18 protein-coding genes are annotated in these 21,148 nt (G+C 50.7%); 6 read left to right on the forward strand and 12 right to left on the reverse strand.

Annotated features, from left to right (window positions below):
- Positions 1-56: 56 nt before the first annotated feature.
- Entirely contained in the window at positions 57-500 is a 444-nt protein-coding gene (locus O6P33_RS03090) for a DUF2269 family protein (RefSeq protein ID WP_269818785.1), read from the forward strand.
- 1 nt (position 501) lies between these two features.
- Here the strand turns inward: O6P33_RS03090 and O6P33_RS03095 are convergent, their stop codons facing one another.
- The 8 genes from O6P33_RS03095 to O6P33_RS03130 all read right to left on the reverse strand — a co-directional run bounded on the left by O6P33_RS03095 (position 502) and on the right by O6P33_RS03130 (position 7,385).
- Entirely contained in the window at positions 502-1,017 is a 516-nt protein-coding gene (locus O6P33_RS03095) for a GDYXXLXY domain-containing protein (protein ID WP_269818786.1), read from the reverse strand.
- Entirely contained in the window at positions 1,010-2,080 is a 1,071-nt protein-coding gene (locus tag O6P33_RS03100; protein ID WP_269818787.1) for a DUF4401 domain-containing protein, read from the reverse strand. The genes O6P33_RS03095 and O6P33_RS03100 overlap by 8 nt, the downstream gene beginning before the upstream one ends.
- On the reverse strand, positions 2,077-3,072 hold the full coding sequence (locus tag O6P33_RS03105; RefSeq protein ID WP_269818788.1) for a DUF2157 domain-containing protein: 996 nt from the start codon (positions 3,070-3,072) through the stop codon (positions 2,077-2,079). Before O6P33_RS03105 ends, O6P33_RS03100 begins: the two co-directional genes overlap by 4 nt.
- A gap of 8 nt (positions 3,073-3,080) precedes the next feature.
- Positions 3,081-4,031, reverse strand: coding sequence for an adenosine deaminase (locus O6P33_RS03110; protein WP_269818789.1), 951 nt, complete (start codon positions 4,029-4,031; stop codon positions 3,081-3,083).
- Positions 4,032-4,091: 60 nt separating this feature from the next.
- Entirely contained in the window at positions 4,092-4,913 is an 822-nt protein-coding gene (locus O6P33_RS03115) for a BPSS1780 family membrane protein (protein WP_269818790.1), read from the reverse strand.
- Positions 4,914-5,001: 88 nt separating this feature from the next.
- Positions 5,002-5,796 carry a thymidylate synthase gene (locus tag O6P33_RS03120; RefSeq protein WP_269818791.1) on the reverse strand — a complete coding sequence of 265 codons (795 nt, stop codon included), beginning with the start codon at positions 5,794-5,796 and terminating at the stop codon, positions 5,002-5,004.
- Positions 5,793-6,590, reverse strand: coding sequence for a prolipoprotein diacylglyceryl transferase (gene lgt, locus O6P33_RS03125; protein WP_269818792.1), 798 nt, complete (start codon positions 6,588-6,590; stop codon positions 5,793-5,795). Before lgt ends, O6P33_RS03120 begins: the two co-directional genes overlap by 4 nt.
- A gap of 9 nt (positions 6,591-6,599) precedes the next feature.
- Positions 6,600-7,385, reverse strand: a complete 786-nt coding sequence (locus O6P33_RS03130) for a sulfite exporter TauE/SafE family protein (protein WP_269818793.1) — start codon at positions 7,383-7,385, stop codon at positions 6,600-6,602.
- Positions 7,386-7,646: 261 nt separating this feature from the next.
- Between O6P33_RS03130 and O6P33_RS03135 the strand changes: the two genes are divergently transcribed.
- Both O6P33_RS03135 and O6P33_RS03140 read left to right on the forward strand, forming a co-directional pair.
- A complete protein-coding gene (locus tag O6P33_RS03135; RefSeq protein ID WP_269818794.1) occupies positions 7,647-10,280 on the forward strand; it encodes an ATP-binding protein in 2,634 nt (877 codons plus the stop codon).
- Complete coding sequence (locus O6P33_RS03140; RefSeq protein ID WP_269818795.1) at positions 10,277-12,052, forward strand: putative bifunctional diguanylate cyclase/phosphodiesterase; 1,776 nt, start codon at positions 10,277-10,279, stop codon at positions 12,050-12,052. Before O6P33_RS03135 ends, O6P33_RS03140 begins: the two co-directional genes overlap by 4 nt.
- A 50-nt stretch (positions 12,053-12,102) precedes the next feature.
- On the opposite strand, the gene O6P33_RS03145 is transcribed toward O6P33_RS03140, so the two are convergent.
- From O6P33_RS03145 to O6P33_RS03160, 4 genes are all read right to left on the reverse strand, one after another.
- A complete protein-coding gene (locus O6P33_RS03145; RefSeq protein ID WP_269818796.1) occupies positions 12,103-13,404 on the reverse strand; it encodes an MFS transporter in 1,302 nt (433 codons plus the stop codon).
- Between the two features lie 137 nt (positions 13,405-13,541).
- Positions 13,542-15,134: a GMC family oxidoreductase gene (locus O6P33_RS03150; protein ID WP_269818797.1), complete on the reverse strand. Its 1,593-nt coding sequence runs from the start codon at positions 15,132-15,134 to the stop codon at positions 13,542-13,544.
- A 55-nt stretch (positions 15,135-15,189) separates the two neighbouring features.
- Positions 15,190-15,735 (reverse strand): twin-arginine translocation signal domain-containing protein, encoded by a 546-nt coding sequence (locus O6P33_RS03155; RefSeq protein ID WP_269818798.1) that lies wholly within the window; start codon positions 15,733-15,735, stop codon positions 15,190-15,192.
- 26 nt (positions 15,736-15,761) lie between these two features.
- Complete coding sequence (locus O6P33_RS03160; RefSeq protein WP_269818799.1) at positions 15,762-17,168, reverse strand: coniferyl aldehyde dehydrogenase; 1,407 nt, start codon at positions 17,166-17,168, stop codon at positions 15,762-15,764.
- Positions 17,169-17,328: 160 nt separating this feature from the next.
- Here O6P33_RS03160 and O6P33_RS03165 point away from each other — a divergent pair, with 160 nt between their 5' ends.
- The 3 genes from O6P33_RS03165 (at position 17,329) to glyS (ending at position 21,143) form a co-directional block, all read left to right on the forward strand.
- The gene (locus tag O6P33_RS03165; protein ID WP_269818800.1) at positions 17,329-18,024 is read left to right on the forward strand and encodes a TetR/AcrR family transcriptional regulator; all 696 of its coding nucleotides are present in this window, start codon (positions 17,329-17,331) and stop codon (positions 18,022-18,024) included.
- A gap of 120 nt (positions 18,025-18,144) precedes the next feature.
- The gene (gene glyQ, locus O6P33_RS03170; RefSeq protein ID WP_269818802.1) at positions 18,145-19,092 is read left to right on the forward strand and encodes a glycine--tRNA ligase subunit alpha; all 948 of its coding nucleotides are present in this window, start codon (positions 18,145-18,147) and stop codon (positions 19,090-19,092) included.
- Positions 19,089-21,143 (forward strand): glycine--tRNA ligase subunit beta, encoded by a 2,055-nt coding sequence (gene glyS / locus O6P33_RS03175; protein ID WP_269818803.1) that lies wholly within the window; start codon positions 19,089-19,091, stop codon positions 21,141-21,143. The genes glyQ and glyS overlap by 4 nt, the downstream gene beginning before the upstream one ends.
- Positions 21,144-21,148: the final 5 nt, after the last annotated feature.

Genomic DNA, 21,148 nt, shown 5'->3' on the forward strand with positions numbered 1-21,148 from the left:
TGAGCGCGCTTCAGCTTGAGGCGCTATTGGTTAATATGGTTTAGGAGTAACAAGGCTTGGAAAATTACTTAGTGTTGCGGATTAGTCACAGTGTGCCGGCAGTTTTGCTGCTGCTGGGTGTGCTTGCCCATATCATTATCGTGTGGCGCGCTCGGGGTAAAGGCCCGGTTATTTTGGCAGAAAAATTACGCCGTACGCGAGTGATTAGTTTGCCGGTTTTTGCGCTATTGGCTCTGAGTTTGCCGATCACAGGTTGGTGGATGACCCATCTGTCCGGGCTGCCCTTAAGCCAGAAGTGGTTGATGCTCAGTATTGCGCTATTACCACTGCTGTTTATTTTCGGTGGTTTTTTATATAGCAATTTGAGCCGCTGGCAATTACAACTGGCGCAACAGAAAAGTGCCAGCGCGCGTGATCAAGGCTTAGCACTGTTGTGGGCGATTCTAGTTTTTGTGATTTTGCTCGCAACCAGCGCACTAATGGGCGCTAAGCCCGTTTAAATTACTGCATGGCAGGCTGTAGAAGCTTGGATTGACCAAGTTTCTGCAGTTCGGCATCTACCAAGTGGGTGAGTATTAACTGGCCCTTACTACCGACTCGAAACAAGCCATAGCGCGCTTGTTCATACATGCTGCCAGTACCTTCCTGAAAGAAAAAAGCATTGGTCGCAAACTTTATGCGGCCATTACGCACACGGTATTGCAGCCGTAATTGATCTTCTGCTAACGCTTGCTGCTGATCCAGAGTCACTAAACTGGCCCGTCGTTGAGGGTCGAGTTGTACAGTGACTTGGCCGTCTAAATGTTGTTCTTGTTTTGGTAGCTGCTGGTGAATGGCATCGGCCATGGCAAAGCGTAGCGCCATATAGTCGCCTTGCATCAATGAGCGCGGGTCCACTGGTGCCAGTTCTAAAAACAGGATTTCGCCATGTTCAATTAAGGTTTCGTTTTGCCAAATAGCCAGGTTAACCACAGCTAAAATCAACGGCGCGCAGAGCAAAATAAGCCATTTACGCATGGGGTTCTGGCTCCGCGCTCAATAGATGGGCGCTGCGATTTAATAGCGCGTAGAGCAGCAGTAACGCGCTGCCACTGAGGCACAGCACGATTGATTTATACAGTAGGCTGTTATTTAAATTGTAGTAATAGAGCAGTAAATAAACGCCTAGTAACAGCAGGTTCAGCCAGATCAGGCGCGGCTTGGCCAGAGCGACACCAATGCAGAGCAGTAAGCATAAGGGCGCTATTCCAGGCATGGTTAAATTGACTAAGCCAATCGCAAAGCTGACAAAGAACGCAATGTAAGTCAGTTGTGCGTGCTGTACGTAGCGGCGAATTAATTGCCAAGCCAGCAGCAGGCAAACAAGGCTGGTCAGTGCTGCTGCGAGCCACAATTGTCTATGCCGGTTGTCCTCGGCAATGTGCAGCCAGGTAAATTCAGTGCTGTTACCCAGCAGGGCAAGAAAAATCATGGCCCACAAGGCAAGCGTTAAGCCTGTGCTGGCTGGCTGCCAATAGGCGCTGTTATTAAAGCGGCGTAGGCTATTGAGCTGCAGCCCTATTGCAGCAGCACTCAGTAGCGGCAGTGCATACAGCCATGCTTGCTTATCCAGTAGCCACATTAAGGCAGCACAAGCGAGAAATACCGCGGTAGCGCGCAGACTGCGCATGCCAATAGCGGCAAACAGAAACAGCTCTAATACCAGCATGCAGGCTGCGGTGAGTTGACTGCTAGCGGAGCTTTCCCAGACGCCGAATACAATAAAAGCTTGTCCAGCTAAGCTACAGGCAAAAACAAATTGTTCGAGAAATAAAGGCAAGTTTGCCAGACGGCTGAGGCCAATACTGATGGCACAAAGTATGATCCCCAGTATCCAGATACTGCTGGCTTGGGCTAAAAAGCTGGCGAAAATAGATGCAATAAAACCGCAAAAAAATAGCGCTGTTAACCACCCTGAAATGCCTAATAGAATTCGTAGAAACAATGCTGGCTGCGGATTACTTGGCTCTAATGCTGGCATTTTACCTGTGACTAAACCTGCCTGTTGCAGTTGCTGCCAGAGTGCTATGGGCTGGGTCATGGCGTGCTTCCAGAAGTGCGTGGTAATTTAGCCCGCTGGCTGAGATGGCGTAACCAAATTGTCGCAGCAGTGGATAAACCCAGTACAGTTAGGGTCAGCAGCAAAAACAGCGCTTCAAGGGCAATAACATCTGCTAGTGTTTGCACCAGAATAACCACGGATAAAATAATCGCCGCCAGACTCAGGGCCGAGAGCATCATTAGCTCGAGCTGGCGTAGGCGGTACAGGTACAGCCAAGTAAGGCTAAAGCCTAGCCAGATCGGTAGCGTCAGTACATCAGTGTTGCTCCATGAGTCGACATAACCTATGGCTAAGATGGTAATTATTAATAAACTGTACAACGCAATAATTCGCTCGCCCCAGCGCAATAAAAGAGTACTGGTCGAGCGCTGCGTAGCCAGAATCCACAGGCCTGTAGCGCCAAGGTTAAGGGCGAAGATAGACCAAAGCGGATGAGTAAAAGGTGCGCTGAATTGGTGGATACTCAGGTTGTCCAATGCCAAGACTAAGCTGAGGTTGAGTAAAACCAGTAGCAATAACCACAGGACTGGCAGACGTGCCAAAAGCGTCCATGGCGTGATCAATACGGCCCAAATTAAAAAGAGTTCGTAAGTGTCAGCTCCGCTTTGATAGGTCTGGCCTACTAACGCCAGTAGCGCGCCGACTAACAGGCAGGCTGCAAATAATGATGCTTGCCCAGCAGGATGTTGCAGATTAACCCGTAGCAGCGGCAGCAATGACAGCAGTAAAGCACCTTGAGCAATAATAAATTTATTAAAGCGACTTAAGTCATCCCAATTGTAGGCAAAAAAGAAAATCACCCCACTGCACAGCAGCAGAACGGCGCAGGCCAGTACCACGCGGCTGAGCAAGCGCAAGTTATCCGCAGCGCTAGGGACACAACCGGTGATCTGCAGTGCGTGTTCCAGCTGATCTGGGGCCAGATCACCACTGGCTACCCAGTCCAGTATCTGTTGGCGTTTGCTCGGCATTGCTGCGGTTACGGTGCTAAGCGAGCGTTAAGGCTGTTCTCAGCTAAACGCTGCGCCTGTTGTTGAGTCATCCCCAGGCCTGTGTGCAGGGCTTGGAAGTTTTCCGTGAGATAACCACCAAAATAGGCGGGGTCATCAGAGTTCACCGTAACCATGGCGCCTTGCTCGAGCATTTGTAAAATCGGGTGCTCGCTCATATTTTGGTACACGCGCAATTTGGTGTTGGATAATGGACAAACGGTGAGGGGGATTTGCTCTTCAATCAAGCGGGCCATTAAGCGCGGGTCTTCCCAGGCACGTACACCGTGATCGATGCGACTGACTTTAAGTAAATCCAGTGCTTCCCAGACATACTCAGGTGGCCCTTCTTCACCTGCATGGGCCACGGCCAATAAGCCCTCAGCGCGAGCCTTGGCAAAAACATTGGTGAACTTGCTAGGCGGATGGCCCAACTCCGAGCTGTCTAAGCCAACGGCAAAAAACAAATCGCGAAAGGGCATGGCTTGCTGCAGGGTATGGAAGGCATCTTCTTCGGATAAGTGGCGTAAAAAACTTAAAATCAAACCGCTGCTGATGCCCAGTAAATCTCTGGCGTCACCCAGCGCTTCGCTGATCCCGGTAATCGCCACTTCCATGGAGACACCGCGGGCGGTGTGGGTTTGCGGGTCAAAAAACGGCTCAACGTGAATTACATTTTGCTCTTCACACTTCTGCAAGTAGGCCCAGGTCAGGTCGTAGAAGTCTTGTTCAGTTTGCAGCACATTGGCACCTTGATAATAGATGTCCAAAAACTCCTGCAAATTATTAAAGTCGTAAGCACTGCGCAGTGCTTCTACACTGTCCCATGGCAGTTTAATGTGGTTGCGTTCTGCCAGTTGAAACATCAACTCAGGCTCCAGCGAGCCTTCTAAGTGCATATGCAGTTCTGCTTTAGGTAATGCATTGAGCCAGTTATACATGGGGCTAACCTGTTCTAGGCAGAGCTGTCGGCAGGAGCATGCCGGCAGCACTGTGGTGAATTAAAGCTCTGCGCTGTTGTGATCGAGGAAAATATCACAGTAGGCACAATAGAGTGCGCCACAGAACAAGGGTAAATAAACAATAGCGACGGCAATACCAAGTAACCAGCCGAGCAATGGAATAGCAACAAAGATGCTGATTACAAAGAGGCAAACGGTGAGCACAACAAAAAATACAATGAAGGGCAGGATGTTACGTAAACTTCCGGCAAAGCTGCGTTTAATTGCGGCGACGACAGGTACTTGGTGCTGATGGACTAAAACCGGGGCAAAGACAAATGCCATGGCTAGGGCCAGAGAAGCAGGGATGGAGATGAGCAGCATAAGAATGCCGCCAACAGCCAGACGCCCCATATCAATATTACCGTTCATTATGTCAGTGACCGAGCCCAGACTCATAAAGGCAACAATGCCTAAGACAAGGATCAGTACAGTACCGGCAAGCAGATACAGTGCGCCTACGCCAAGTAGATTGGCAGGGGCTTTAAAGGGTTCAAATAAATCATTAGCCGTCACTGCTTGTTGCTGTTTGGCATGTTTAAAAGCTAAGAAGAAACCTGCCATCATGGCTGGCCACAGCAGAGTGATGGCTAAACCACCAAGAAATGGCACCAAGCCAAGAATGAAAATTGCCACTAGGCTTATCACGCTCATCACGGAAAAAACCAGCGGCTCCTTCATGAACAACGCCCAACCCTCAGTGAGCCAGCTGAATCCGCGTCCTGCTGCGACCTTATGTGGTTCGCTGCGCAAAAGCGGTGAGGTATTGTTGCTGATGTTTGCTGTGGCTAACTCAGGTACTGGTTGTGCTGTATCGCTCATTGAGGTACGTCCTTTTAATTAATCAATTGAAGCAGCATGGTAAAACAAAGCTATTCAATAAGCAGTGCTGACAGCACAATTTTCCAGTTTAAACTGCCACTTTGGCCTTAATATGCGGGTGTGCTTGATAATCACACAGCTCAAAATCTGCAAAAGTGAAGTCAAAAATAGACTTTACTGCCGGATTGATGCGCATCGTGGGTAAGGCAAACGGCTCGCGGCTCAGTTGCTCTTCCACTTGCTGCATATGGTTGGCATACAAGTGGCAGTCACCGCCGCTCCAAATAAAGTCGCCCAGATCAAGCTCGCAGACCTGCGCCACCATCATGGTCAGTAACGCATAGCTGGCAATATTAAAGGGCACACCGAGGAAAATATCCGCCGAGCGCTGATAGAGCTGACAGCTGAGTTTGCCGTCGGCGACATAAAACTGAAACAGTGCATGGCAGGGCGGCAATGCCATATCGTCCACCAGCGCCGGGTTCCAAGCACTGACAATTAAACGGCGCGAATCAGGATTGCTTTTGATCATCTCAATCACATTGCTGATCTGGTCAATGGACTCACCGTTAGGTGTTGGCCAGTTGCGCCATTGATAGCCATACACTGGGCCTAAATCACCGTCTTCATCAGCCCACTCATCCCAAATGCGCACACCGTTGTCTTGCAGGTATTTGATATTGGTATCGCCCTGCAAAAACCACAGCAGCTCATGAATAATGGACCTTAAGTGGCATTTTTTCGTGGTAACCAGCGGAAAGCCCGCCTTTAAATCAAAACGCATTTGGTGGCCAAAGACACTGCGCGTACCGGTGCCAGTACGATCACTTTTATCCACGCCCTGATCGCGCACATGGCGCATTAAATCCAGATACTGTTTCATTGTACCGTCACCTCTTGACGCTTATATGCATACATAATTAAGCCGATACCGCCAATAATCATCGGAATACACAACACTTGACCCATAGTTAGCCAATCAAAGGCTAAGTAGCCCAGCTGCGCATCCGGTACGCGGACGAACTCAACGATAAAGCGGAAGATGCCGTAACACAGGGCAAACATGCCTGACACCGCCATAGTGGGCCGCGGTTTGCGCGAATACAGCCAGAGAATAACAAACAGCGCCACGCCTTCTAAAGCAAACTGGTACAGCTGCGAGGGGTGGCGGGCCAGTTGTTCAGGATCAGTGGGGAAGACCATTGCCCAAGACACATTAGTGGCTTTGCCCCAGAGTTCGGCATTAATAAAGTTACCAATGCGTCCGGCACCTAAACCGATCGGCACTAAGGGGGCAATAAAGTCCATGAGTTGGAAAAAGCTTTTATTATGCTTGCGGCCAAACAGCCACACCGCCAGCATCACCCCAATGAAACCGCCGTGGAAGGACATGCCACCTTCCCAAATACGTAACACCAGCGCAGGATTATCAATATAGGCGGCCAGATCGTAAAACAGCACATAGCCTAAGCGTCCACCTAAAATAATCCCCATCGCGACCCAAAACACCAGGTCAGACAGGGTATCTTTACTCCAGCTGGGGTCAAAGCGTTGTAAGCGCCGGCTGGCCAACCACCAAGCGCCACCAATACCCACTAAGTACATTAAGCCGTACCAGTGTATTTTCAGCGGCCCTAGGGCAATCGCCACAGGGTCAATGTTGGGGTAGGTGAGCATAGGTCTTCCTTAGTTAAGTAAAAAGCTGATGCCGACCGCAGTGAGCAGTAAGGCAAATAAGCGTTTTAATAAGAGGGGGGGTAAGCGGTGGGCGAGACGGGCGCCAAAGCGGGCGAAAAACATTGAGGTCAGGGCAATCCCGAGCACTGCCGGCAAGTAAACAAAGCCAAGGCTCCATTCGGGGAGTTGGCTCTCATGCCAGCCAGTGCTCATAAACACTACCGCACCAGCGAAGGCAATGGGAAAACCACAGGCTGCTGAGGTAGCGACCGCTTGTTGGATGCTGACACTGCGCCACACTAAAAAAGGCACTGTGACTGAGCCGCCACCAATGCCGAAAATTGCTGAAGCCCAGCCAATGATGCCGCCAGCAGCAACCAGTTCGGGACGCTTAGGGAGTGGGCGAGGGTTTTTTGGGGTCAGATTGAGTGCTAATTGCAGCGCCACGCAAATGGCAAAGACACCAATGATTTTTTGCAAAATCGGCCCTTGGATTAATGCAGCTGTTACCCCGCCCACAGCTGCGCCCGCTAAAATGCCTGGGGCGAGCCAGACAAACAGATTCCACTGTACCGCGCCGCGGCGGTTGTGTTCACGAATTGAGTTAATCGAAGTGAAAACAATAGTGGCCAATGACGTGCCCACTGCTAAGTGGGTCAAAACTTCAGGGGCAAAGCCTTGCGCGGTGAAGCTAAAGACTAAAACAGGGACAATAATAATCCCGCCACCGACACCAAATAAACCGGCTAAAATGCCAGCAATAGCGCCGAGTACTAAATAAAGAGCAAATTCCATACCGTGTCCTAGTCAAATGAGTTGGGGCAGAGTGCGCGACTGAGTCAACCGAGCAGCATAGCGGTCGGCTGTTATGCGCAGCCACATAGATTCTGGGTGACAACAATCCGCGTATTCTAAAGGGCTGAGTCGGCTTTGTCAGTTTATGTCTGAGACCTTAGTGTTTGCATCTATATTGCTTGGGTACTGCTGGGCCTAAACGCTGTAGTATTTACCTGTGGTTGCTGTTTTAACTTCTGAAACAACCAGTGGATGCTTAGTATGCCGTTAGTCAATAACGAGAAGTTGCGTTTAGCTGCTTTACACAATTTAAAGATTTTAGACACTGGCACAGATCCGGCCTTTGATAATCTCACCAAAGTAGCGGCGAGCTTATTCAATATGCCGATGGTTTTGGTGTCATTAGTGGATGCGGATCGGCAGTGGTTTAAGTCGCGGGTTGGCGTGCACACTTTAGAACTGCCACGCCAGGGTTCGTTTTGTACCTGTGCCATTGAGGCCGATAGCACCTTTATAGTGGAGGATGCGCTACTCGATGAGCGCTTTGTTAACAGCCCCTTAGTCCAGGGGCCACCCTATATCCGTTTTTATGCTGGCGTGCCCATCCGTTCGGAAGACGGTTATAACGTCGGTACATTTTGTTTGATAGACAGCCAGCCACGGCAGTTAAGCACAGCAGAGCAATATCACTTAACGTTGCTGGCGCGTCAGGCAGAGCAGCTTTTATATTTGCATTCACGCACCATTGAGCTAGCGCTACAAACTCAGCAAAGTAACGCCAGTAATGCTCGCTATGCAGCGATTATTGAAAGTGCAGCTGCGGGCATTGTGCGCATTGATGGCTATGGCCGTGTCTTACACCTGAATGATTCGGCGCTCAATATGCTCGGCTATGCCCGTGAAGAAGTGCTTGGACACAACGTGAAAATGTTAATGCCAGAGCGTTGGTCATCAGAGCATGATGGCTATCTAGCTGAATATCAGCGCACCGGTAAGAAAAATATCATTGGCGTGGGACGTGAAGTGTTCGCGCTGCATAAAAACGGGACCCAGATACCAGTTCACTTAGCGGTCAGTGAGGTGCGCTGCAAGGGTGAGTCAGTAGCACCTGGGAATCGAGAGTTTATTGGGATTTTGTCTGATTTACGTGCCGCTGCTGCTGCCCGTGAGCGTGAGCGTAAAGAGCGCGCGCTCTTGCAGGTTTTGCACCGTGGTCTGACTGATTATCATGCATTGTTATCCGGCAATACCCTGTGGCAGTTTTTAAAAGAAGCGCTCAAACAGCTGACTCACAGTGAGTATGCGCTGATTGGTGAGGTGATTAAACGTGAAGGTGTGCCAGCGTTAAAAATCCACGCTATCAGTGATTTAGCTTGGAACGAACCCACCCGACAGTTGATGCAGCAGCTGCGTGAAGGGGAAATGTTCCTGAGCAATCCGCGCAGTATGTTGGGGCAGGTGTTTGCCAGCGGGAAAACTGTGTTAAGCAATGACATGTTGATGGATCCTCGTGGCGGCGCATTACCCGATGGTCACCCAGTGCTGCAGCGTTATTTAGGTGTGCCCATTGTGGACCGTGGTGAAGTCATTGGCATGTATGCCATTGCCAATGCCCAGCAGGATTATGATGAAGCTTTGGTGGAGTGGTTAAAGCCCTTCAACTCAACCTGTGCGTTACTGATCAATTTATACCGGCAACTCAATGAGCAGCAGCGCTTTACTGAAGAGTTAAGAAACGCCCGAGACTTGGCCGAGCGCTCCAGTAAAGCTAAAACCGAGTTTCTGTCGTCTATGAGCCATGAGCTGCGCACACCTTTGAATGCGATATTAGGTTTTTCGCAACTGTTGGGAAATGGTAAGCAACCGCTCACGGAGCGCCAGCAACGGCAAAATGAGCAGATTTTGCGTAGCGGCCAGCACCTGTTGAATTTGATTAATGAAGTGCTGGATTTGGCGCGAATTGAGTCAGGGCATACCCAGGTATCCCTTGAGCCGACCAACTTGAAAGAAGTGCTAGATGACAGTTTGGAAATTGTCCAAGCATTAGCCAGTAGCCAGCAAATTGATCTGCAAGTGCAGTTCGATAGCAGTCACGACTGCTTTGTGCAGGCCGATTACACGCGCTTGAAACAGATTTTAATTAACTTGTTAAGCAACGCCATTAAATACAATCGCGTTGGTGGTACGGTGATTTTGGCGTGCCAGCGCGAGGCCGAGCGCATGCAAATTAGTGTCAGCGACAGTGGCATGGGTATTCCCGCTGAGCAGTTGGGTATGTTGTTTGAACCCTTTAATCGTTTAGGTGCAGAGCACAGCGGAATTGAGGGAGCAGGGGTTGGCTTGGCGCTGACCCGTAAATTAGCGCGCTTGATGCACAGTGACATTGCAGTGCAGTCCACAGTGGGTGAGGGCAGTGTTTTTTCCTTCTCTTTGCCGGTGTTGGCACTGCCAGCACAGCCTAGTTCCGCTGCCGTGACTGAAGATGAGTTAGCAACTGATCCGCAAAGGTTACATAAACATCGCTTACTCTATATTGAAGATAACCCGCAGAGTCAGCGTTTACTGCAGGAATTATGCAGTGAGATGGATGCTGTGCAGTTATTGTGTGCCAACTCGGCAGCCGCAGGTTTTGAAATAGCTTGTTCAGAGCAGCCCCATTTGATTTTATTAGACATTGATTTGCCGGACATGAATGGTCTGCAAGTGGGGCGCATGCTGAAAAATAATCCCCTTACGACGCAGATACCGCTGCTGGCTATTTCCGCCAGCTGTGCCACGCAAGATGAGCAGCAAGCGCAAGCATTAGGGTTTGCAGGTTTTTATCGCAAGCCTATTCAGCTCGATGCATTGGTAGCGCATATTCAACAACTTTTATTGCAACAGGAGAGACCATGACTGCTCTTGGCAAGTTATTTAGCGCGGCGGATATATTGGTTGTTGATGACAACCCGGTGAACGTCGAGCTGCTTCTAGATCTACTGGAAGATGAAGGCTATCGCACGGTCGAGGGGATGACTGATCCGTTGCAAGTTGAAGCTCGGGTGCAGACAAAGCGGCCTGATTTGATTTTGTTAGATATCCGTATGCCCAGCCTTAACGGTTTGCAATTATTGCAGTTGCTGAATAATAACTATGCTGAAAATACCCCAGCAGTGATTGTCTTAACCGCGCAAATCGATGAGGCAACGCGGCATCAAGCGCTCGAATTGGGCGCACAAGACTTTTTAACTAAGCCTTTCAATCATATTGAGGTGTTGCAGCGTATTCATAACACCTTGCAGCTGCAGCGTTTACTCAGTGAGCGGGCAGAAAAGGCGCAGTTGTTGGAGAGTTTGGTCGCGGAGCGAACCCACGAGTTAAGCGTGCTGTCGCGCCAAGACCCACAGACTTCTTTGCCCAACCGTGCTGTGATTTTAGAAACCATTGGACAGTTGCGCAGTGAGAGCAAAGACCTGCTGACATTTTTTGTTGCCCTAGAGGGCTTAGATGAAATGGGGCGCCTGCACGGCTATGACGTTATGGATCAGGTGCTTTGTCGTCTGTCTGCACAGGTACAAGAGTTGGCTGATGTGCCGCTGGGTTTGCTGGGAGTGTGGAGCTCGGATAAGTGGGTGGTGTTGTGTGAAAGCCCAGTCAGTGAGGCTCAGGCTGAGCAGATCGCACAGCGTTTGCTCAGAGCATTTCAGACGCCCTTGGCGATGCAGCAATTGTCGCTACATGTGGCGGTGCGCATTGGTGTCAGCGGCTCCAGTGTCGAGCGCAGTCCAGAACAAATGGTACGTATGGCGGCGGTGGCTTTGCCAGCTGAGACTAATTGCTGGCAGGGCTACGATCAAGCGCTAGAAAACAGCTTGTGGCGTAAAAACCAGTTGAGCCAAGCTTTATATGGCGCGGTGGAAAATAACGAGCTGCACCTGCTGTATCAGCCCAAGGTTGATGTGCAAACGGGCGCCGTACGCGGCGCTGAAGCTTTATTGCGCTGGGAAAGCCCAGTGTTTGGTAGGGTTTCACCAGCGGAGTTTATTCCTATTGTCGAAGCCAATCGCCATATTGTTGAGATTGGTAAATGGGTGATACAACAGGCTGTTGCTACCCTTTTAAGTTGGCGTGCACAGCAGGCTGTGGATGAGCATTTTACGGTTGCAGTGAACGTCGCTAGTGCGCAATTGATGCAAGCGGATTTTTCTCAGTGGTTGATTGAGGTGGTACAGCAGTCGGGCTTGCCAGCTCATGCCTTAGAGCTTGAAGTGACTGAATCAGACCTGATGGAGAATATGCAGTTGGCAATGTTGCAGTTACAGCGACTGTCTGCGGCAGGTTTTCGCATAGCCATTGATGATTTTGGAACTGGCTACTCCTCGCTGGCCTATTTAAAAGTTTTACCGGTAGCGGTACTTAAAATTGATCGGGCTTTTATTTCAGAAATGCATGTCAATGCTCAAGATAGACGCTTAACCCGTACCGTAATTGATATGGCTCGCCACTTTCAGTTCACCACTGTAGCTGAGGGGGTGGAAGAGCCAGAGCAGTTCAAATTATTGCAGGAAATGGGCTGCGATTTGATTCAAGGCTTTTTATTTGCTCCGCCTCTACATGAGGCCATGCTGCTGCAGCTGGTGGCGCAAGGATTTGCCGCCTCCCCAGCATTTATAGCGCAGGGGCTGTAAACAGGCAGTGTCTGCGCTGCAGTGGCTTGTGGCGCAGACACTGTAGCGGTTTAGTAATGCTGCTCTTCGGAAGTTTCCCCAACCTCCGCCAGAGGGCTGTCTTGCATTTGCTCTTGTACGTGGCTTTCCTCAACACGGGGGTCAAGGGCGGCGGATAAGGGTGAGCTACTAATACCGTCTGGCATGCTGATGTGTTGTAGGGGCGCTTCTTCGCTGAGCGTGTCGCCAGTAATAACCTCTGGGCGTACGCGAATGGCAATGTACATGGCAAATAAACTGAATGCGGCAAACAGCATATTGGGGCCGAGAGTTTTCATTAGTGCACCCACTAATAGTGGGCTAATGCTGGCACCTAAGCCAAAGGTGGTCAGTAACACCGCAGTCAGCGAAACGCGTTTTTCTGCTTCAATATTGTCATTGGCAAAGGCCACTGCCAGCGGGTAAAGACTAAACAGCAGCATGCAAGTAAGGCTGCCACCAATAAAAATAAAGATAACCGGTAAATCGCTCCACAATGCTTGCGGGAGCGCAATCAGCATTAACAGTGCGCTGCAGACACGAATTAATGTTGGGCGATCCACTCGGTCAGATAACCAGCCTAGCGGAATCTGTGCCAGTAAGCTGGCGACAATGCAGGTGGCCATAAAGAGACCAATCATTTGTGTGGGTAAACCAATACGACTGGCATACAGCGGGGCTAAACCGTAAAAAGCACCGACCATCGCACCGGCGGCCAAACTGGTAATCATCGACAAGGGTACGCGCTGGAAAAAATAACGAGGCTCTAAAGGCGCAGGGTGCAAAGGTTCAGGGTGAATGCGCCGAGTTAAGGCGACCGGCACCAAACATAAGGAAAAGCACAGAGCCACCAGTAACAGTAGGCTGATATCAAGCGTAGGTATGGCTGCTAGGACCAGTTGGCCGAGTACCGAGCCGAGGTAGGAGGCTATCATATAGCCAGAGAACACCATGCCGCGCTCTTCTGAGGAACTTTGCTCATTGAGCCAGCTTTCCACCACCATATACATGGACATCATGCCCAGCCCCACTACAACCCGTAGCGCCAGCCAAGCTGATAAGTTTTCGGTTAGACCGTGCAGCAGTACCGCTGCGGTAACGATGCCTGCGCTGGCAACATAGGTGCGAATATGGCCCACTCTGGCAATGAGGCGGTGACCCAGTTTGCCACCGAGCACTAGACCTAAATAGAAGCCGGTCATGAGTGCCCCCACCCAAACTCCGTCTGCCCGTTCTGCCACATCCAAGGCTAGGTAAGTGCTTAACAAACCTGAACCTAAGAGCATCAATAAAGTGGCAAAGTACAGAGATTTAAATGAGCTCCAAACGGACATGCAGTATCTCACTAAGTAGAGCGTGGAAGGGGCGTATGACTTATAACTATCAGATCTACACAGAAAAGCCTAGAACTGGCGATTAGTCTACGCCCCGTAGCCGTTTGCAGCCAGTCGCGCAGCACGCTTTGTTGCGACTAAACCGTAAGTCGTTGTGTCAGTTTTTCGCTCAGCAGAGCACAGAGGGCATAAATCGATAACTGAGGGTTGGCGCCAATGCTAGTGGGGAATAAAGAACCATCATGAATCGATAGGTTTTCCAGTTGCTGATGCACGCCTAGGCTATTGGTCACGCCTTGCTTAGGGTCGTCACTCATGGCGCAGCCCCCCATTACATGGGCGCTGCCAAGGCGGGTGCGATACAAGGATAAATCTAAGCCATCAATCATGGTTTTGACCTTGCTTAAGTTGGTTGCATAGTCAGCGTCAGCATGTACTGGAAAGACTTTTTGCGCCCCTGCGGCAAACTGGATCTCAGCCATACTGTGATAGGCGCGACGAATGCCGTCCCAGGTGTATGGTGTCATCTGGTAATTCAGCACAGGGCTACCATCGCTGCGCAGTTCAACGGTGCCGCTGGCGCTATCGGGATGGAAGCCGTCACGCATTAACGCAATCATCATATGGGTGTGCGGCAGTTGTGCCATGCGTTGCGCACTGACTGCGCCATAGCCGCCCAGAATGGTCGCAGCAAAAGCTGGCTGTAGCGGTGGAACTTCCAGTTTGTAACCCATAGGTCCAGTGACACCGTCACGCCATTGGAAGTGGTCGCTATAAATCGACTGTGGTGCGCCATAAAACGGGTTGATGGTTTCGGCAAACTGCGCTGCAGAAAAGCTGGTCGTGTGCAGAAAGGTTCGTTTGCCGCAGAGTTTGTATGGGTCTGGGGCTTTGGAGCGCAGTAAAATGGCTGGGGTATTGATGCCGCCACCGGCCAAAATATAGTGCTTGGCGCGAATGCTGATCTTGTGCCCAGTGGGCGCCACGCCGCGCGCATCAAGGGCATGGCACTCCAGTTGCTGCACGCGATTCTGGTCAAGCACTAAACGCTTAGCGCGGGCTAAATACAGCAGGCTGGCGTTGTTATTTAAACTGGCCGGAAGACTGGTCACCAGCATCGATTGCTTGGCATTAAGTGGGCAGCCCAGCCCGCAATAGCCTAAATTGGCACAACCACGTACATTGCGCGGAATCACTGCCCAGTCCAGATCGAGGGCTTGGCAGCCGCGCTTGATCACGTCATTGTTGGCGTTGGTTGGGGTGTGCCAAGGAGCAACCCCAAGGCGTTGCTCCATGCGCGCAAACCAAGGCTGTAAAGTTGCGCTATCTAAACCGCTGACGGCATGCTCACGTGCCCAGTGCGCCAAGGTTTCCGGTGGGGTGCGAAAACTGGAGGTCCAGTTAATTAAGGTGGTACCACCTACGGCGCGGCCTTGCATAATGGTAATGGCACCGTCTTTGCTCATGCGCCCCATACCTTCCTGATAGAGCTCAGCGTAGGCTGTGGGTTCTTGCATTTTAAAGTCAGTGCTGGTGCGCAGCGGCCCTTCTTCCACAATCAGCACACGCAAACCTGCGGCGCTTAATAACTCAGCGCTGGTAGCGCCGCCGGCACCGCTGCCAACAATGACCACATCCGCTTCTAAGTGCAGGTCGTTCGTCAGTAGCGCGGCATTTTGTACGTGCCAGCCGTTATGGATGCCTTGCAGGAAAGGATCTGGAATGGACATGCTGATTCTCTATATTGTTATTGTGGAGAAGATAACTTAAGGGCGCTTTTAACTTCTATTGTAGCGCTGGAGGCCCAGGATAGCCGCAGTGGTGCCATGCGCTGGCTTGTCCGTAGTGGGCGAGCATGGTCAGTTGCAGTAAGGCGCTGTGGCCCATTTTTAATAGATCAAAACGGCTGTTTTCCCAGCGCTTTAGAAACTGTTGTATGGCTTTAGCTGAAGCTTCTGGCCAGGCCCCCCAAACCCCGGTGAGTGGACCGCGGGTCAGAGGATTGCTCAGTACATCAAAGAGTTGCAAAGTCAGCTTGCGCATTGCCGGTGAAAAGCTGGCCAAACTTGCATCAATGGCGTGCAAAGTGTTGGCAAGATTGTGCTGCATCTGTTCAGCAGTGACAGCACCGCTATAGAGTACGGGGAGCAATGCGCTTAAAAATACCAGATCGTCATTGCGCAGCACAATAAAGCCATTGCTGGCAGAATCGCTGCTGCAGCCGCTGAGGTTGGCTGACAAACTGAGTACCGTTAAGGTCGCCGCAGAAGCTGCGCTCAGTTTGAGGAAGCCGCGCCGGGAAAACTCGCTAGAGTCAAGAGTGTTGGGCATAGTATCGCCTCGTCTACAGCTTAGGGTTAGCGTACAAAAAATTTCAAAATTAACTTTTGCAGCCAGCCACCGTAAGGCGGATAAATTAGTTTAGCGGCATTCAGCTTCTGTTTACTGAACACAGCTTTACTGTGGCTAAAGGTTAGAAACCCTTCGTGGGCGTGGTAGTGGCCCATACCAGAAGGGCCGATGCCGCCAAAGGGTAAATCATGCTGGGCCACATGCAGTAAGGTGTCGTTGATACAAACGCCGCCGGCGTGGCTGTTGTGCAGCACGTACTGTTGCTCATCGCGCGCATAACCAAAGTAATACAGTGCCAATGGCCGTGGACGCTGGGCAATATAGGCTAAAGCATCGTCTAGGGTTGTATAGCTGACAATGGGCAGAATTGGCCCAAAGATTTCATCTTGCATCACCCGCATGTCATCGGTGACATTGCGCAATAAGGTCAGCGGTAAACGTTGCTCTTGCCCTTCAGGGTGCACGCTAATCGCTTGGGCACCTTTGGCAGTGGCATCGTGAATGGTTTCTTGTAAGCGCTGTAGGTGTTGTGGGTTAATAATGGCCGTGTAATCAGGGTTGTCAGCCAGCTTGGGGTAGAACTTCAGCACTGTGCTGCGCATGGCCTCGATAAACTCATCCACGCGTGTTTCCGGTACTAAAATATAATCTGGCGCGACGCAGGTTTGCCCTGAGTTAACCATTTTGCCAAAGGCAATGCGTTCGGCTGCTTCTGCTAAAGGTACATCGGCGCTGATGATCGCCGGAGATTTGCCGCCCAGCTCTAAAGTGACTGGGGTGAGGTTCTTGGCTGCGGCGCGCATGACATGTTTACCCACCTGAGTGGAGCCAGTGAATAATAGGTGATTGAAAGCCAGTTCAGAAAAAGCTGCAGCTAGATCTGCTTCACCTTGTACCACGCAGACAAGGTCTTCAGGAAACACCCGAGCTAGTAACTCTTTAAGCAGCTGTGCCGTACGGGGGGTGTGCTCGCTCATTTTAATCATCACTCGATTACCAGCAGCCAACGCACCGGTTAAAGGACCAATACTTAAAAACAGTGGGTAATTCCACGGCACAATCACCCCCACCACCCCCACTGGTTGGTAAACCACTTGCGCAGAGGCCGGTTGAAATGCGATACCGACTTTACGTTTGACCGGCTTCATCCAGCGCTTGATGCGCTTGCAGGCATAGTCAATGCCTTCAAGGCTGGGCATTAACTCAGCGAGCAGGGTTTCATCATGACTGCGATGGCTGAAATCGGCGCTAATGGTTTCGCACAACAATTTTTGTTCACTGACGAGCACTTCACGTAAGGCACGTAACCATGCAGTGCGTTGCTCAGCGCTGGGCATAAGTTGCGCCTGAAAAGCCTGTTGTTGCGCGCTGAGTAAGTCGCTTAAAGCATTGATGGGGGTATTATTAGACATGATAAAATTCGCCAGCAAACAAGTGATGCATTATTATTAGAGTAATTGCTCTAGGCGGTCAAGGGGTTTAGAGTCTTTACTCTAGCTGGCCGGTAATTTTGCACGGTACGAGCGGCCGACACAGCAAGGTCGATACAGAACATAGCGAAGAGAGGTTAGATTGGCCGAACAAACAACAGAGACGCCAGCAAGTGGCGCATTAAGTACCCGGCAGCGTATTGTGCAGGCTGCCCTTGAGTTGTTTAACCAAGATGGCGAGCGTCAGGTCACCACCAATCATATTGCCGCGCACCTGAGCATTTCACCGGGTAACTTGTACTATCACTTTCGTAATAAGCAGGCGATTGTGCTTGAACTATTTAGTGATTATGAGCAAGTGATTGACCAGCTTTTGCAACGACCCACTGGGCGGGTGTTGACCATGGCTGATAAGGCTTTTTTGTTGGAATCCTTATTGACTGCCTTGTGGCACTATCGGTTTTTACACCGTGACCTACAGCATTTGCTAGCCGCTGATCCTGAGCTGGCGCAGCGCTATCAAGCCTTAGCGCGGCGTTGTTTAGCTAATGCACAGGGGATTTACCAAGGTTTTGCTGATGCAGACATTTTGCGCATTGATGCTGCGCGCATTGAAGCTTTAGCGCTTAACTCATGGGTGGTTCTCAGTGCTTGGGTGCCTTTTGTTTGCAGCATGCAAAGTGCGAAGGCAGAGCTAACACCCGTCATGCTGCGCCGTGCAATTTATCAAGTGCTGATGCTGGAGCGCGAGTATACCGCGCCACACTGGCGCACGGAGTTGGATACTTTGTTAGAAAAATATCAGGTGCCGCTTGCAGAAGTTTTGCTGGGTTGCTAAGCAATCTAAGCAATAGCGGATGCAATTATCAGCCGCGCCGACGAATGCCCGCTGCGGGAAGGCCTGTTTCTAGGGTATACTCTCGAACTTTCTGCCCATCTTTAATTGTGGATATATAACGTGACCCAGACAACCGCCGCCGTGCGTACCTTCCAAGATCTGATTCTCGCCTTGCAGAGCTTTTGGGCTGAGCAGGGCTGTGTGGTATTGCAACCCTACGATATGGAAATGGGTGCTGGCACCTTCCATACCGCAACTTTTTTACGTGCTCTAGGTCCAGAAACCTGGAACGCAGCTTATGTGCAGCCTTCGCGTCGTCCGACTGACGGTCGCTACGGTGAGAACCCCAACCGCTTGCAGCATTATTATCAGTTTCAAGTGGTGCTCAAGCCCAACCCAGACAATATCCAAGAGCTGTATTTAGAATCCTTGCGCCACATTGGTATTGATCCTTTGGTGCACGATATTCGTTTTGTTGAAGATAACTGGGAATCGCCGACCTTGGGGGCGTGGGGCTTGGGTTGGGAAATCTGGCTCAACGGTATGGAAGTCACTCAGTTCACGTACTTCCAACAAGTGGGCGGTATTGAGTGCTACCCAGTTACTGGTGAAATTACTTATGGTTTGGAACGTTTGGCCATGTATATCCAAGGTGTGGACTCGGTATATGACTTAGTCTGGACCGACGGCCCCTTTGGTACAGTGACTTATGGTGATGTGTTCTTACAAAATGAAGTGGAGCAGTCCACCTATAACTTTGAACATGCCAATGTGGAAAAGCTGTTTGAGCAATTTGATTTTTATGAGAGTGAGGCCAATCGTTTAAGCCTGCTCAATTTACCTTTGCCCAGTTATGAAATGGTCTTAAAAGCCTCGCATACCTTTAACTTGCTTGATGCACGGCGCGCTATTTCAGTGACTGAGCGGCAGCGTTATATTTTACGCGTACGCACTTTGGCCCGTGCCGTTGCGCAAAGTTATTTAGCAGCACGCGCCAAGTTGGGCTTCCCGATGGCGCCCGCTGCCTTGCGTGATGAAGTATTGGCCAAGTTGGAGAGTGAACAATGAGTGCGCGTGATTTTTTAGTTGAGCTGGGCACCGAAGAGTTACCGCCGAAAGCTCTAAAAACTTTGGCCAGTGCGTTTCGTGACGGCATCATTAAAGGTTTAAAAGCAGCAGATTTAAGTCACAGCAATGTGCAGGTGTATGCTGCGCCGCGGCGTTTGGCGGTATTGGTTGAGCAGTTGCTGGATTGCCAAGCCGACCGTACGCAAGCAATGGATGGCCCGCCAGTACAAGTTGCATTTGATGAGCAAGGTGAGCCCACTAAGGCTGCGTTAGGTTTTGCCCGTAAATGCGGTGTCGATATCAGCGAAATTGATCGCAGCGGCGCAAAGCTACGTTTTGAGCAGCATATTCCCGGGCAAGCGACGGTTGGCTTGTTGCCAGCCATTGTTGAAGATGCTTTAAGTGCTTTGCCTGTACCAAAGCGCATGCGTTGGGGGGCGCGCAAAGAAGAGTTTGTGCGGCCTACCCAGTGGCTGGTAATGCTGTTTGGTGACGAGGTTGTGGATTGCACTATTTTAGCGCAGAACGCAGGACGTGCATCCCGTGGCCACCGTTTCCATCACAACCTAGATGTGGTGCTGCAGCAGCCCCGCGACTATGTTGCAGCCTTGCGCCAAGCCCATGTCATAGTTGACTTTGCTGAGCGTCGAGCGTTAATTAAGAAACGTGTTGACGAGCTGGCTGCTGAGCAACAAGGCACAGCAATTATGCCTGATGCGCTATTGGATGAAGTGACTGCATTGGTGGAGTGGCCGGTGCCATTGGTATGCTCATTTGAAGAGCACTTCCTCGATGTACCGCAAGAAGCTTTGATCATCACCATGCAAGACAACCAAAAGTATTTCTGCCTATTAGACGGTAATGGCGACCTGTTGCCGCGTTTTATTACGGTAGCCAATATTGACAGCCGCGATCCACAGCAAGTGGTTTCCGGTAACGAAAAAGTTGTCCGTCCGCGCCTAACTGATGCTGAGTTCTTTTATCTGCAAGACCAAAAGCAACCGCTAGAGAGTTTCAATGAGCGCTTGCAAAGTGTGGTTTTCCAAGCGCAACTGGGTACGGTCTACGATAAAGCGGTGCGCGTGTCGAAGCTGGCTGCATTTATTGCAGAGAAAATTGGCAGCAATCCGGCACATGCCGAGCGTGCTGGCTTGCTCTCGAAGTGTGACCTGGCAACCGAAATGGTTGGCGAATTTCCAGAAATGCAGGGTATTGCAGGCTATTACTATGCGAAAAATGACGGCGAAGCAGGTGATATTGCCTTAGCCCTTAACGAGCAATATATGCCTCGCGGAGCAGGTGCTGAGTTGCCCAGTACCTTGACCGGTGCGGCAGTGGCTGTAGCCGATAAACTGGATACCTTGGTGGGTATTTTTGGCATTGGCATGTTGCCCACAGGCAGTAAAGACCCCTATGCACTGCGCCGCGCTGCGTTAGGTGTCTTGCGCATTCTGATTGAAAAACAGTTGGAAGTGGATTTGGCCGAGCTGGTTGCCATGGCCATTGCCCAGTACGAAAATAAAATTGACAGTAAAGACCTCGCTGAGCATGTGCAGGACTTTATTTTTGATCGCCTGCGTGCACGTTATGAAGATGCGGGTATTGATGTGGCTGTGTACCAAGCAGTACGCGCAGTGCATCCCATGTCACCGCTGGACTTTGATCAACGTGTGCAAGCAGTGCAGAACTTCCGTGCCCTGCCCGAAGCGCAAGCACTGACTGCCGCCAATAAGCGCGTGTCCAACTTGTTGGGCAAAAATGCTGCAGCGCAAGCGCTGAAAATCCAAGCCAAGTACTTCGATAGTCCCGCTGAGTTCGCCCTGTACGCTGCTATACAGCAGGCTTTACAGGCCGTCACGCCATTAGCTGAAAATCGCCAGTACACAGAGGCATTGACCCGTTTAGCCAGCCTCAATGAGCCACTTGATGCATTCTTTACAGATGTCTTAGTGAATGTTGACGATGAGAATATCCGTGCTAACCGCTTAGCTTTATTAGCGCAGTTGCGTGGTTTATTCTTGGGTGTGGCGGATATTTCTGTACTGGATTAAGGAAT

The organism is Denitrificimonas caeni (assembly GCF_027498055.1).
Lineage (GTDB): Bacteria > Pseudomonadota > Gammaproteobacteria > Pseudomonadales > Pseudomonadaceae > Denitrificimonas.

Bases quoted from the DNA above. Each gene is read 5' to 3' on its own strand.
- O6P33_RS03095 (WP_269818786.1), bottom strand. From the start codon at position 1,017: ATGCGTAAATGGCTTATTTTGCTCTGCGCGCCGTTGATTTTAGCTGTG.
- O6P33_RS03100 (WP_269818787.1), bottom strand. From the start codon at position 2,080: ATGACCCAGCCCATAGCACTCTGGCAGCAACTGCAACAGGCAGGTTTA.
- O6P33_RS03105 (WP_269818788.1), bottom strand. From the start codon at position 3,072: ATGCCGAGCAAACGCCAACAGATACTGGACTGGGTAGCCAGTGGTGAT.
- O6P33_RS03110 (WP_269818789.1), bottom strand. From the start codon at position 4,031: ATGTATAACTGGCTCAATGCATTACCTAAAGCAGAACTGCATATGCAC.
- O6P33_RS03115 (WP_269818790.1), bottom strand. From the start codon at position 4,913: ATGAGCGATACAGCACAACCAGTACCTGAGTTAGCCACAGCAAACATC.
- O6P33_RS03120 (WP_269818791.1), bottom strand. From the start codon at position 5,796: ATGAAACAGTATCTGGATTTAATGCGCCATGTGCGCGATCAGGGCGTG.
- lgt (WP_269818792.1), bottom strand. From the start codon at position 6,590: ATGCTCACCTACCCCAACATTGACCCTGTGGCGATTGCCCTAGGGCCG.
- O6P33_RS03130 (WP_269818793.1), bottom strand. From the start codon at position 7,385: ATGGAATTTGCTCTTTATTTAGTACTCGGCGCTATTGCTGGCATTTTA.
- O6P33_RS03135 (WP_269818794.1), top strand. From the start codon at position 7,647: ATGCCGTTAGTCAATAACGAGAAGTTGCGTTTAGCTGCTTTACACAAT.
- O6P33_RS03140 (WP_269818795.1), top strand. From the start codon at position 10,277: ATGACTGCTCTTGGCAAGTTATTTAGCGCGGCGGATATATTGGTTGTT.
- O6P33_RS03145 (WP_269818796.1), bottom strand. From the start codon at position 13,404: ATGTCCGTTTGGAGCTCATTTAAATCTCTGTACTTTGCCACTTTATTG.
- O6P33_RS03150 (WP_269818797.1), bottom strand. From the start codon at position 15,134: ATGTCCATTCCAGATCCTTTCCTGCAAGGCATCCATAACGGCTGGCAC.
- O6P33_RS03155 (WP_269818798.1), bottom strand. From the start codon at position 15,735: ATGCCCAACACTCTTGACTCTAGCGAGTTTTCCCGGCGCGGCTTCCTC.
- O6P33_RS03160 (WP_269818799.1), bottom strand. From the start codon at position 17,168: ATGTCTAATAATACCCCCATCAATGCTTTAAGCGACTTACTCAGCGCG.
- glyS (WP_269818803.1), top strand. From the start codon at position 19,089: ATGAGTGCGCGTGATTTTTTAGTTGAGCTGGGCACCGAAGAGTTACCG.